General features: G+C 55.4%; 6 protein-coding genes. 3 read left to right on the plus strand and 3 right to left on the minus strand.

Annotated features, from left to right (window positions below):
- A partial coding sequence (locus tag ABEI27_RS07370; protein ID WP_375798764.1) for a restriction endonuclease occupies positions 1 to 674 on the plus strand: 674 nt, incomplete at its 5' end.
- A 5-nt stretch (positions 675 to 679) separates the two neighbouring features.
- Here the strand turns inward: ABEI27_RS07370 and ABEI27_RS07375 are convergent.
- The 3 genes from ABEI27_RS07375 to ABEI27_RS07385 form a co-directional block, all read right to left on the minus strand.
- A complete protein-coding gene (locus ABEI27_RS07375; protein WP_375798765.1) occupies positions 680 to 1,693 on the minus strand; it encodes a hypothetical protein in 1,014 nt (337 codons plus the stop codon).
- A gap of 279 nt (positions 1,694 to 1,972) precedes the next feature.
- Entirely contained in the window at positions 1,973 to 6,763 is a 4,791-nt protein-coding gene (locus ABEI27_RS07380) for a DUF3883 domain-containing protein (RefSeq protein WP_375798766.1), read from the minus strand.
- A 110-nt stretch (positions 6,764 to 6,873) separates the two neighbouring features.
- Positions 6,874 to 8,550 carry an AAA family ATPase gene (locus tag ABEI27_RS07385; RefSeq protein ID WP_375798767.1) on the minus strand — a complete coding sequence of 559 codons (1,677 nt, stop codon included), beginning with the start codon at positions 8,548 to 8,550 and terminating at the stop codon, positions 6,874 to 6,876.
- Between the two features lie 258 nt (positions 8,551 to 8,808).
- Between ABEI27_RS07385 and ABEI27_RS07390 the strand changes: the two genes are divergently transcribed.
- Together ABEI27_RS07390 and ABEI27_RS07395 are read left to right on the plus strand one after the other, a co-directional pair.
- A complete protein-coding gene (locus ABEI27_RS07390; RefSeq protein ID WP_375798768.1) occupies positions 8,809 to 11,472 on the plus strand; it encodes a Piwi domain-containing protein in 2,664 nt (887 codons plus the stop codon).
- A 65-nt stretch (positions 11,473 to 11,537) separates the two neighbouring features.
- Entirely contained in the window at positions 11,538 to 13,658 is a 2,121-nt protein-coding gene (locus tag ABEI27_RS07395; protein ID WP_375798769.1) for a phospholipase D family protein, read from the plus strand.
- The last annotated feature ends 2 nt before the right edge of the window (positions 13,659 to 13,660 follow it).

The raw sequence follows: 13,660 nt of genomic DNA on the forward strand, positions 1-13,660 counted from the left end.
AGTTGGGGTTTGAAGCGCGATGGATTGAAGGCGGAGATGATACGGACGTTGAAATCACGGCTCCAATTCACGCGGTCATCGAGGTGAAGGCGCGGAGCAGTGGGAGGTTAGCCTCGCCGGATGCAACACGAATTCAGGGGCATAAGGAACGACACTCAGCCGACCAAGCGATTGTTGTTGCACCTGGCTTCACTCCGGCAGCAATTGAAGATGCGGACCGACAGGGCATCGTTCTCCTTGCGACGGATCATCTCCAGGCGCTCTTAGAACGGCGTGATGCCTATGGGATTCCGCCTGAAACACTCTCGACGTATCTCACCGAACCGGGTGCGTTCCAAGATGACCGGCTTGATCAGATCGATGATGAACTCCGGACCCGTCTTGGCGGTACTGAGGACTTGCTAGCGGTAATGGAAGCGCTGCAACGAGCCGATCCGGAAGAAGGAACTGCTGACCGGCTCCGCTTGATTTTGAAAGGTATGTACAATGAGGAGCATGTTCCAGAGCAGCACGTCATTGAACAGTCACTCAATCTATTAGCGCACCCGAGCATCCAACTGGCAGAGTACGAAGAGGGGCAGTACCAGCCGACCACAACTATGGAAAATGCAGAAGTCTTGCTCCGCCGGTTCGGGAATCTCATCACCGAGGTGAGTAAGTCAGGTGAAGAGTGAGCCAGTCAGCGCCCAACCGCTTGATGTAGCGCCCACTCGTTCGATAAGACCTCGTCCTTGTCGTCGGTCCCGCCTTCCGTGAGCAGTCCGATGTGGTAGAGGTGGTACTTGAACTGAAAGTGAATACCAGACTTGTACACGGTCGGATCGGTAAGCACTGATTCGTCGATGTCACCGTCGGCGGTGAGCACGTTCTCGCGCCTGGATTGCGTGAAGAACACCTCGACGGAGAGTGGTTGGTTGATACGACAGGCTTCACGGACGAGATCGTCGATAGTCGCGGGTTTGATGCCGCGGTGATGAAGGCGTTCGAGTGCTTCGATGATGAGTTGCGTTGGATCATACTGGATAGCAATTGAGCGGGCCAGTTGCGCCCAGCGGGGAGCGAGGTCTGTGAATCGAGTTGATTTTCCCCACCAAGTGTCGAACCGGGTGAGTGCTGCCGAGAGGCTGCCGTGTTGATCGCGTGCGAAACGGACAACTTCCGCTCCAAGCTGAGTCAGTGTCACCCCGTTAGGCTGAGTATCGACCAAGCCGAGCAAGATTGCGCCTCGGCGGGCCTCTGAGACGCCGTTGATGACGTGCTCAGAATAGAGGTCTTGCGTATCACCGTCGGCAGAGAATGCGAGGACATAGCCTAGATAATTCTTCGGGTGATTGACTGGGAAACTGCCCTCAGTGAGTTGATGCGTAGTAGCTTGGAACCGGATTGCATTAATCGTAGTAGAGAAGTCCCCGACACCGGTGACGCGAGCAGGTTCGATGAGCGTGGCATCGTATGAGTTCTCGACACCGATGACGCCGATGTTGAGGTCTCGGGCCAGTGCACGTGCCTGGTCGGTGATGCTTTGGATTGGAGCGGCAACGTACCCGATGTTGACTTCGGACAAATGGCCGTGTGCCTGGTTGATTCCGCGCCGAACGTCGGCAGCACTCGGGTCGCTGTTGTGGCCTTTCGCTTCGATTACCGTGACCGGCGTTGTTGCGGCATCGGCGTTCAGGACTTCGAGAGCAGGCATCCCGACGCCGAGAAGATCAGGTTCCCCGTCCGTGAGTCGAATCGTATTGTACGGTGCGAGGCGACGATGCAACTCATCGGGTATCTTCCACCCGCCCCACGATGGTTTCGTGAACTGTGTTTCCGTGACAGCGTAATGGTCTGGGCTCGTGTTGAGATCGGGATAGAGGGTTTCTTTTGCGGCAGCGAGAACGGTGGGTTCGGTGAGTGTAGCTGCCATTATAACCGGTACTCTTTCTCAGCTATCATTAAACTGCGCTCTGACTGTCTCCTCGATGAGCTACTCAGTCTGACTCAAAGGGATTTCTTTGACTGTGCCTCCCTTCGAGAAGCGCTTTGTGTTCACCGTTAGGGAGATCGACGTTTGTTCCTCCGGTTTAGCTCGAAGGATTTTCGACGGATTTTGAATGGTTCGAATGAACGGGTAGCCGGAGGAGCCTTGTCCGAGATCTGCAACAACGTACAGATAGTAATTCTCCTGTAGTTCGTCGTGTGTTGCGGTATTCCACTCGTTCAAGGAAATTGAAACGTCTCCATCTCCCTTTTGAGATTTGACCTCGATAAGACGGTCAATTTTGGGATTGGTGTCGTTGCTATCGGGATGAACAGTGAGGATATCGAATCCGGGATATGTGAAGTCGAGACCGATGTCGCGGGTGAGCCAGTCGAGAACAGGTTTCGATTTGATACCTCTCCGTGCTCGTACCATATGGGAGCGATCATCAACGTGAAACACGTACTTTTCCGGGTCGTCCACACCGGTTTCGGCTTGTAGCCGTGAACATTCGAAACTATACGCAATTTCCCTGCCAACTTGATTAATCGCCTCTCGAATTCCACCTAACCCCGGAGAAGATGACGTATTTGTTTGAGAACCACCGTTTGACCCGCTGTTTCTGGACCCTTCCCCGTTCGTGACTATTCCGCCGTCAACGCCTGCCCCCTCGATTTCGGTCCCGTCTTCGAGGGTGATCGTCAACTCGTCCGGATCCCACAGCTGTTCAGCAGGATCAGTATCTGTACCCCGAGCACGGGTCGTATCATCACTCTCGTCCTGCGCGCCCCCTGGCGAGGCATCCTCTCCAGGCAGGGAAGGTTCAAATTGTCCTGAGGAGTCACTGGCGTCATCATCACTGACGCTTCCCAAACCAATCGAATTGCCGCGGATCCCGATTGCGGATTCATCAAGCAAGTCACGGGGTGCGTCTAGCAGGTCAAGTCGTCGCTCCCGTTCCAGCTCTGAGTCCGTCTGGAGAACGAGAACGACATCGCCGATGTTTGGATAGTCTAGAAACTCACAAAGGGCCTTGGCAACAGTGTCCATCATACCCCGAACATCGTCACCGGAGGCGCGGATATAGGGAGTACGTCGTGCACCGACGCGTTCGGGTGATTGAATGAACCACGGGGGCTCTGCTCGCTCACTGTACTCCCCCAGTCGATACACAACGTTCAACGCATCTACAACTGTGACCTCGTCGATGAAGCGGTCAAGCGTATCGGCGTCCTCCGCTCGTTGTGACGGTCGGTCACGCGAGAGTAGACACCGAATCGCGTCTGTGCGTTCTGTAAGGAAGGTCTGAACGTTCGCCGTCAGTTCGTCGCGGCGACTGGAATCGGGATCTGGGAGTTCCGTCTCGACAGCGTCCAGTAATGGCTGCATACCGAAGTATCGACCATACGCTCCCGCCTCATTTTCCTGAAGAATGAATACAGGTGGGTCGGAAAGCGGTATTTGTTGGCGCTCACCACGAGAAGTGACGTAGAACGCATTCTCAGCGGCACGAAGTTCGTACTCACCATCGGATACTTCACAGACGACAGATGTCGACGCGAGGTCACTCGCACTCTCCTGCCAGGCTTCCGGGGGATCACGCTTCTGCCGTGACGGCATCACCATTGCCAGTTCTCGATACGCGGTCCGCATTGTAGGCAGCGCGTCATCGATTTCTGAATCAGTCATCATATCTGCTCGCTTCGCCAGTAGCTGACAGACGAGTTCTGCATCTGCAGGTTGGAAATCACTACTGGCGATCGTGGCTCGGATGCCGAGTGACTGGCACAACGCATCCGGGGGACTACCAATGCGTGTTTCGATATCGTTGTGGAGGACGGGGAGGAGGACTGTTCCCTGCTGGTCAATCGTGAACTGTTCGATTAGTGAATCAGTTCGCTGCCAGACTCGCGTTGGCTTGTACTGCCCGTGAATTGAGGGGCACCAATCGGTTTCTCTGAGTTCCCATAACCAGAGGTTCCGTCCGAGGGGGTACCGTTCGGTTGAATTGGGGACTCCCTTGTTTCGACTGGCGACCTGATTAGCACTCACAGAATGTCCGCCGACACCGACAGTTGTCGCCTCACTGTACCGCATTTCCCACCAGTATGCGAGATGACAGAACAAACGAATAGCAACGGTTTCGTCGGCCTCGGCAGCATCGCGGATTGTCGGCCAGAACTCTAATCGGTTAGCACGGTAAATTGATAGGTTGTTCCGGTCACTAGCTGTGCTGTCGTCGACGGCATTTTGCAGTTGCTCCCGGAATCGATCCCACGTTGACTGATGGAGTGCACCTAACGTTGGATGTTTTTCTGAAGGACGGCCAAGGTCGGCTGTCGCCCCGTATTCACGTTCTTCTTCGGGATTGAATAGCGGCGTAAGTCGTAGGTGGGGTGTAACCCCAAGCCACTGGAAGAAAGCGAACCACGTGTCACGAACAGTCGTTTCCTCGTCCGTCCCTGTCGCTTCGTCCTCAGCATCGAGTTCCGAGTCTGTGAGGAGTACCTCGGGTGCGGCTAGGACTGGTGGGTCTACATCGCGCGCTGCATCGAGAACAGAAAGTGGCGATGCCCAATCTGGGAACGATTCATCAAACCAGTCCTCGCCGAAGTAAACTTTGTAAGCCGGCTCCCACCCGTGATCCTTGGTCGGGACTGGGAGCATACAGAGTCGGTAGAGCTCCTCTTCCTTCCGAGGTTCGTGGACGAGCGGATTAGAGGGTTTCACTGTCTCCCCGGCAAGTTCCCGTAGCACACGAAGTTGCGAGATTGATTTCAGGTCAGAGATATCACCGATCGGTATTCTGCTCCGGGGGAGTCGTGGAAGAATGACCGCCTGTGCGAAGGACTGGAAATCGAACGCTTCGATACTCCAGATTGAGGCCAGTTCCGACTGGAAGTCATCCGTGTCTCCGTGTTCACCACGAGGACGAGTCCATCCCTCTGGACGATAGATTTGTGGGGCGAGGAACTGAACTCCGGTCAGCTCAACCTGAAGCTGGAAGTTTTCTGGCGGGAAGAGTAAGTTAATGGAGCTGGTTGAGACGCGGTTGATTTGACCATCGTCAGTTACCGAAACCGGAAATACAGGTTCCTCTGTACAGGCGTCAAGGAACTGATCCCTAACTTCGGTATCACTGGCGACGGACTCAACGCCGATGAGAACGTGCAACACGGGATCAACTTTGCGGCGAAGCCCGACATCGTCAAACGATCGAATCGTAGTCCGCATAGCAGGTGCTGCAGCAAGTAGCAACGGGACTTCGTCTGCGTTCAGACTTTCAACCCCGAGTGATTGCAGCGTGTGAATGCTGGCGTCTTCAAGGAGATCTACTGCTGGGAAGCGCCTTGTTTGCGGATCAATTTCGTTTGGGACTTCCCCACTGCCATAGAGGGATGCGATCTCAGACCCGATCCAGCGAGCGTCTTCGTGTGAGTACGGTAGAATCAGTTCTGAAGGCGAATACCTGTCCTCCGACACCCTACACGCTAGATCGTCGTCAACAACTGGGAGAAAGCGAGTCTCCCAAAACTCATCTGCAAGTGCTGAGGCGAGATACGCCGGCGCATCACGGGAAAGCGCGTCGTTATGATACCGAATGCACGAAAGGAACTCATCAACTGTTGTCCCAGTGCCGGTTGCGTACTTAAGTACATCTGACGCGATTAATTCCGCGAGCTCGTCCAGCAGAAACGCGTTGTATCCATCTTGCTCATCTACGACAGGAATCCCGGTTCGTGAACTATCCGGCTTGAATGCTCCATTGATTAACAACGGGAACGGGCTTGGTTCTTCTGTGGGCAGAAACAAGTGGATATTTGGAGCTGTGTCGAACGGTTGGAGATGTACTTTGTCTTCCCGTTCTTCATACCGAAGAGCTACACCGATTTCTGTGAATTCAACGGACTCCCAATGAGGTCCTTCGAGTCCTTCCCGATGCGTGACGGGGATGTCTACCTTGCGAAATTTGACGTAGCGGTGCTGTTCCGCATCGGGACCCCACTCTGCACGGATTCCATCACAGCTAATGTCTATTTTTGAACTTGTGACGTTCTCGTTCAAATCCGCATCGATTGAGGATCGGTTCAATTCCCAAACTAGCTCATCTCCATCGATCACGATCTCCAACTGCTCCAAATTCCGAAGGAAGAGCATAATCTGGGGATTAAGATCAGCAAGACGCTGTTTGATTGTCTCGTAGCGCCCATCCCGTAGTTCAAATTCGAACACCGTTGTGAACGGTGAATCATCAGCTAAGAGTTCCTGTACACGCGGAGGGCGTTTATCAGGGAGAAAAGGTATTGTTAATACCGGCACGTCACTCGGATTTAATGAGCGTTCTAAATCCAACTCAGAGCGTATTATCTCGTACGCCGTTTGCCTATCAAACTGGAAGTCATACGTTGTGGAGTACGCTGCTGGGGAATTCGTGATTTCCAAGACAGAGGTGAAACCACGCCCTTTCTGTCCGATAGTTGCGTGTTCATCGCTCTTTGAGCTCTTTCCGAGGATACACAGTGCTCTAACGTTCTCCTCAGTAAACGGTGCGCCTGTATGAGCCATATACAGTCGATCATCGTGCAACTCAAACCTAGCCCGCTGTTTTTCCCGGTCGTCTAAGACATCATCAGCGTTCTGAACTAATTCGTAGATAAACCGGCCGTGATAGTTACTTTGATTCTCAGACTCGTTCCCGATATCCCCGTCAATTCGGCCTGGTTGACTTCGGTATGCCCCCAGGCATTCCCCTCGGATCTCAGTCAGTAATTCGTCTGTTGTCCGAACCTGTGACATCTATTACCGTCACACTGTATCACCCATCTGGAATAAGTGTTTGCCCCCCGTCATATCCCATATAATACTCAGCGGGTACATTTCTGGAGTCGTAGGAGAGCCCCCCGAAATCAACAGATGAGGCAGAACAACCAATAGGGCAGATAACAAATATTGGTATCGCCGTTCTCAACAATCAATGATTCGTCCTCTCTGACTTCCTTTGGTAGACTGTCGGTGATGATGAACCGGTATGGTGCCTGGTAGTCTAACTCTTGTAGCTCTTCACTGTCGGATTTAGTGTGCTGGCCGGATTCTGGGGTGAATTCTTCGGCGATTGTTTCGGCGTTGCCAGTGTGCGGGTGGTAGGAGAAAATAAAGGGGAGAACGTGGCCGTTGCGGTGAAGGATGTAGTCGACGAGGCCGGATTTGGTTTCCGTGTATTCGACATCGTTTGCGCCGACGGTGAACGCGAGGCGTTTGGCGTGGTCGAAGGCAACGGTGCGGGCTAGTTTGTATTCGAATTCGTGGTTGAGCGTGTCTTGCTGTTCGTAGCCTTCGAAGCCGTGGTGTTCCTGACGTTGGGAGAGGAGAACGAGGTGCCGTGGATTGCGGAGGTACAAACGGGTGCGGCGGTAGCGTCGCAGAGAGTAGTCGTGAGATTCGGTGACAGCGATGCCTTCGTCGAGCACATCGAGGTAGCTATCGACGGTTCGCCTGTCGACGCCGATCTGGTCGCTGAGGGCTGTGTACTGGAGTTCTTCACCGGCGTTGGTGGCTGCGATGGAACTGAGTCGGTGGAGGTTTTCGGGTTGCTGGATGGAGTAGTATTTGGCGAGTTCTTTGTAGAGGAAGAGGAGGAAATGGGATTTGGAGAGTTCGTTTCGGATAGATGGGTCGTCTGTTTGGTGGAGGGTCCCGCCTGTTCGTAGGTATGCGCGCGCGGCATCGTGGAGGTTGTTTCTGTCGTCCGCATCGAAAATGTTGAAGCAGAGTTCCGAGAGTGTCTCAACAGCAGTATCGAGAGTGGTTTCGGAAGTCGCCCCAGACAGGCCACTACGAATCGTCCTGATTGGCGATGGACCGTCTAAGTCTGATGATTGGTATTGTTCGAGGCGGGTTCTGAATTCGTCATCGAAATCGATGCCGAGGCCTGCGCCGATTTGAACGGTGTCGATGAATTTCATCGGGAGGATCGGCCACAGTTCGAATTCCTCGACGCTGTCGGCGGATTCAGTCGTGGAGAGATCGACTTGAGATTTGACGATGCCGGTCAGGAAGACGTACGTGTTCTCGTCAACGATGTCAAGTAGCTCCGCTTTCCGATCCTCATCGAGATCAAGGGCCTGGACATCGTCGAGGAGGATGAACGTGTGTCCCTGACGGGGTGCGACGTGCGTCTGGAAGTAGTCGATGACCTGGTTGAGGCGGTTGATGTCGTCGCCCGCGCGTTCGAGCTGGTATAAGGAGTCCTCTAAGGGGATGTAGAGGATTTGCCGTGGCTCGATTGCGGAGACAAGTTCAAGTTCTGTGTTTTGGTGCGGGAAGTCGGTCGTGCTGAGGAGCGCTGCGATGAGTTGGTGGAGAAGGGTGGTTTTGCCAATGCCAGTCTGGCCGTGAATTGCGTAGACGAGGTTTTCGACGCTGTCAGTGTAGTGGGTGTTCGTCGTTTTGAGAACGCGGTGGAAATCAGATCGCGGGGTGAGGTCTATGGCTTGCGATAGTTCTGGAGAAGTCTCGTCACTCCACCACTGGTTGTGGTGTTCGGCGTCGCCGATGAACTCTTCTGCGCTGCCTGTCCCGAGCATAGAGACGATTATTATGGGCTAGTACAAATATTCACGCATCCCGATGTGTCTATTTGGATTCTACTGTAGTATTGCTATCTACTAGACCCAGTATAGCAGATTTTCGACTCTCGATGTCGCTCGATACTGCATCAGAAGCAGCTTATTGAGCTGGCTGTATCTGGTTCCTGTAACAGTTTGATGCTAAAGCTGAGTTACCGTGTTTAGAATTCGTCTAGTAGAAACCTATTTATTCTGGGCGTCCGTTGGTCGGCGTAGATGGCAGTTAAGGCCGATATCGAGGATGGGGAAGAGATCGACATCGCGCTGCGCGTCACAGGGATTGACGAGTGGGACCACGATACCATCGCTCGGAAAATCCAGCTGGAGGACACCAACGGCGCGGCAGTAGATCTGACAGTGTTCCACAACAACGAGGTCGCGGACTTCGAGTGGCAGATCGGGGAGTGGTATCTCCTAGAAAACGTCGTCGGGAACGAGTTCAGGGACGAGATGCAACTCAACCCCGGATATGATCTTACCGTCACGCTGTTAGACGATCCGCCAGCCGGAAGTGAAACCTCAGAAGAGTCGGTCGGGCAGTCAGGGGAGAGAGATTCGAGTGACGATGCCGCGACGACATCGAATGCGTCCGGTAGGGAAGGGTTCGTTCGTGGAAGTGAGGTCGATGATCGTCCGCGGCCGACGGCTGATGGCGGCGGCGAGGTGCTGCATCAACAGCCGCTCTCGGACGGGAACTACTTGCTGCAGTTCGAACTCGGGGAGTTGCCGGAGCTATCTGTCTATGAGTACGAACTCCGGGCGACCGGGAGTGGCGGAATCGACCCTGATGATTTCACGAACGGTATTGAGGGGTTCACGGCGAAAGCGGCGAACTACTACCAGTCACAGATCGGCAGCCCTGTGACAACGGCCGATGCGTCACGGCGGCGTATCTACGCGACCAAGAAACTCCGGGATACGATCTCGATTCACGGGTACACAGTCAAGCCGGTACACCAGGGCGAGACGACACTGGAAGCGCGCTCGTATACGGACGACGGTCCGCTCCAGAAGTTTGTCAAACAGGACGTGAAACGAGCCGTTGCTGGTCGCTTCGAGGTGTCGGGTATCGATTCGATCATCGAACCTACCCCCCAGCGAACGGCGAACAGCGGGTTGTTCGAAGCCTATCGGAAGTACAAGTGCCGGATTCGCGTCGATGCTGACGGGACCGTGATTTGCGGCGTGAACGTCGCGTATCACCTGGAATCGACGTTTTCGGCCGCCGAGTGGGTAGAGCGTGGACACGACATCACCGGAGTGACCGTCGAGCACGACACGGACCTGTACGATAGTGCGCGCACGGCGACGGTCAAGGAGATCATCGATATGGACTACGATGATGTGCTCGACGGGCCGGGCGTCCCGATGTCGGAGTACCACGAGAAGCACGTCGATCAGGATGTTATCGACTCGATGCGGGCCGGTGACCCGATCATCGCCGACCTGCAGTATGGGAGCGACGAGGATTCGATCTTCCCGCAGCTCTTGGAATATTGCAAGGTCATCCCAACCTTCGACCAGCTGGGTCGCGTCGATGAGACGTTCTTGAATGTCATCCACAATGAGAGCCGGATGAAGCCCGAGGAACGGTTCAACGTCGTCACGTCATTCGTCGATCTGCTCGGTCCGACACCGTGCTTCGGCTTCGATCCGGTCCCCCAGCCAACGAACGATGGATACCGGGAACAGAAAACGCCGAATATCCCGAACCTGCGGTTCGGCGATGGCAAGACGGGATACTACGGAGCTGGCGGGCTGGAACGGAACGAGTATGGCGTGTACAAGGCACCAGAGTCGTTCGACATCATCGCGCTGTATCCCGAAGACGAGGAGGACGATGCACGGCCGTACGTGCTCTCGCTGCTGAACAAGCTCGCAGACTACGATGCGGGTCCGACGGCGTTCGATCAGGAAACCTACGAACTCGGCTCGGAGTTCCACTACTCCCAGCACGCCCAGAACGCAAGTGACTACGATGCAGCGCTGATCGTCGTGCCGGATGCAGACGAAGCTGCGGCAGCGGACTACGACGACCCGTACCCCGAATTCAAGCGGCGGCTCGGGCAGCTCGGCGTGCCGAGTCAGATGATCTCCGTCGACAATCTCGGTAACGGCAACTACCGCGGGAACATCTGCTCGTCCCTTATCGGGAAAGCGGGCGGGGTACCGTGGCGTATCGACGACATTCCTGGAGGCGTTGATGCGTTCGTCGGGCTTGACGTGACGTACGACCACGCGACTCAGCAACATCTCGGCGCGGCGGCAAACGTCATTATGGCTGATGGAACGATTCTCGCGTCCGAGGCCGTCACGAAGCAGGCGGGTGAGACGTTCGACGAGGACGACGTAGCGAACGTCATCAAGCACGTCCTGGAAATCTTCGCGGAAGAAGAAGGCCGGCCACCGCGGCACATAGTCATCCATCGTGACGGGAAGTTCTACCTCGATGTCGAGAACCTCATCGACCGTCTTGACAAAGCCCGGGATCTCATTCAACGGTTCGACCTCGTCGAGATTCGGAAATCCGGGAATCCCCGCATCGCCGCGTACAACGAATCGAAAGCACGGTTCGAGATCGCGGACAAAGGCGTCGCCTTCCACGTCCACAACGGCGACCACTCCTACCTGACCACCACCGGTGGGAAGGAAGGCAGCCCTGGCACGCCGCGGCCGCTGCAGATCGTGAAACGACACGGATCGACAGACCTCGATACGCTCGCGCAGCAGACCTACTGGCTCTCGGAAGCACACGTCGGTTCGCTGAGCCGGTCAACTCGGCTTCCAATCACCACGTACTACGCCGACAAGTGCGCCGACTTCGCTATGAAGGGCTACCTCACCAAAGGGAGCGTCATCCGCGGTGTCCCATACATCTGACTATGCACCAGCACAACCTCACGCAACCACTCATACACCCGTCAACACACCGGTAACCCTCACATATGCCAAAGACAGAATTCGAAGCCACAGTCAAGTTCGATGACGGCAGCACCGCCGACTTGGAGATGGCTGCCGACAAATCATGGGATAGTTTCCTGAACTACTTCGGTGACGCCCAGCACGTCTACTGCGTCACGTACAGTCAGTCCCCGGCATTCATCTACAAGATGTTTCAAAACCGGGACCTCGCAGTGGACTCACTGGAGGTCATCGTCGGGGACAACCAGTATGACGACTACCGGCGATCGCTGAAGAACACGAACAACGCGAAGAAAATCGCCGCGCAACTGGAATCACTGCGGCGAGACGGTGACCTCCTCATCCACACCGTCGATTCCGCGCGCGTCCTCCTCCACACGAAGCTCTACATCGTCGAGAACCAGGACGGGTCTCGCACACTCATCTGTGGGTCGGCGAACCTCTCCAAGCAGGCCTGGCAGGGGAGCAAACAAACCAACGTCAACATGGCCTGGCGTACCAACGGGGACACGCCCGTCGACGAGTGGTTCGAACGGCTCTACGCGTTCCACAAGGACTACGCGACGCCGTTCATGGAAGACCTCACCGAAGAGATCGATGACGCCGACACGGCAGAAGAAGAAGCGAAAATCTACGACATCTGGCTGGGCGGCGACGAGTTCAGTGACGATCCGGTTGCCGAGCTGAACGCCCGGCTTGACGAAGCGGTTGACGACGACCAAGTCAACACATACAACGTCGTCACTGACTCCGAAGAAGCCGAGAAGGCGGTGTTCGACGCTGAAGATACCGATACAGATCCAACCGAGATTAGTTCGGACAAGCGTGTGCGTCTCTCCCCGCAGGGGCTCGAAGACGCCATCTCAAATCTGGACGACACGCTATCCGCCAATAACATCCGAGTCAATGACGGTGAAATCGTAGCGACACCAGCCGGTATCGCACGATACAAAGAGACCTTCACCGGATACCCCGATCTCAATGTCAACGAGGAAGAGAAGACGGTCGGGCTACGGGTTGATGACTCCGTCCTCGAATTAACGGCTCCGCTTCCGGATGATCCGCAGGAAGTCGCTGACGCGCTCAACCTGATTGAGCAGTACGTCGAAACGGTCGGCGAGTTCGGTGAAACGCGAACGACGAAGGAAACGCGGGCGCACTTCTATGAGGGTGTTATCTACTTCTGCTGGGCTCCGTTCGCAAACTACTGCGCCCATCACTACGCCGAATACGAATCCGCGGAGCTGGACAAGGACCTGCCGTTCCTGTTCCTTCACGGCGACAACGACAGCGGGAAGGGTATGTTCCTGCGGTTCGGGGCGCGACTCATCTCGAATGGATACGTGCAGGAGGTCACGACTGGCGACGACTTCGTCAAAGACAACATTGAACGTGCTCGTGCGTCGGATACCGTTTTCCCGTACATCGTTGACGACGTGGCGAAGTCGAAGATCGACCGGGACATCATCAAGTCGTACTGGGAGGGGAAGTGGGACGGCTCCATCCAGATGCCGACGTTCATCTTCTCCTCGAACGACTCGACGAAGCCCAAATCCGAACTTCGGACCCGCATGAAGACGCTGGATTTCAACGTCAACTTCTCCGAACTGGAGAAGGACGAACGGGAAGCCGCCGCGCAGATCGCGGGGGAGGCGGACAGCTGTAACTTGTTCCCGTGGTTCGCCCACCTGTTCTTGCAGCGGGATATCTCGCTGCCAGACCAGTCCGACCGGCTCGCAGATGCTCGGGACGTGTTCGCGGAGCTGTACGCGTATGCCGAGAAGGAACCACCGGAGTACGTGCCGCTGGAGAAACCCGCCGAACAGGAACACGACCCGGGACGACGGAAGTGGATCAGCGCGCTCTCCGACGGGCTGTGTGAACTCGATTTCAAAGACGACGGGCGGATTGTCGCCGATTTCTCAGCGAACCTGGACAAACAGCAGTGCTGGGAGTTCCAGAAGGCTACGCCGGCCCACATCCGGGCCAGTATTTACGGGCCGGCAGTCCAGTTTGAAAGCGCAAACAGGTTCCAGAATTGGATAGATGACCCGAGTATCATCGAGAACGCACGACGTGACACCGGCACAGCCGCTGACAACACCGGTGTTCTGTCTCGGGTCACACAACTCGTCCGAGGGTAACA

The organism is Halobellus sp. (assembly GCF_042218505.1).
Lineage (GTDB): Archaea > Halobacteriota > Halobacteria > Halobacteriales > Haloferacaceae > Haloquadratum.

Bases quoted from the DNA above. Each gene is read 5' to 3' on its own strand.
- ABEI27_RS07395 (WP_375798769.1), top strand. From the start codon at position 11,538: ATGCCAAAGACAGAATTCGAAGCCACAGTCAAGTTCGATGACGGCAGC.
- ABEI27_RS07385 (WP_375798767.1), bottom strand. From the start codon at position 8,550: ATGCTCGGGACAGGCAGCGCAGAAGAGTTCATCGGCGACGCCGAACAC.
- ABEI27_RS07380 (WP_375798766.1), bottom strand. From the start codon at position 6,763: ATGTCACAGGTTCGGACAACAGACGAATTACTGACTGAGATCCGAGGG.
- ABEI27_RS07390 (WP_375798768.1), top strand. From the start codon at position 8,809: ATGGCAGTTAAGGCCGATATCGAGGATGGGGAAGAGATCGACATCGCG.
- ABEI27_RS07375 (WP_375798765.1), bottom strand. From the start codon at position 1,693: ATGCCTGCTCTCGAAGTCCTGAACGCCGATGCCGCAACAACGCCGGTC.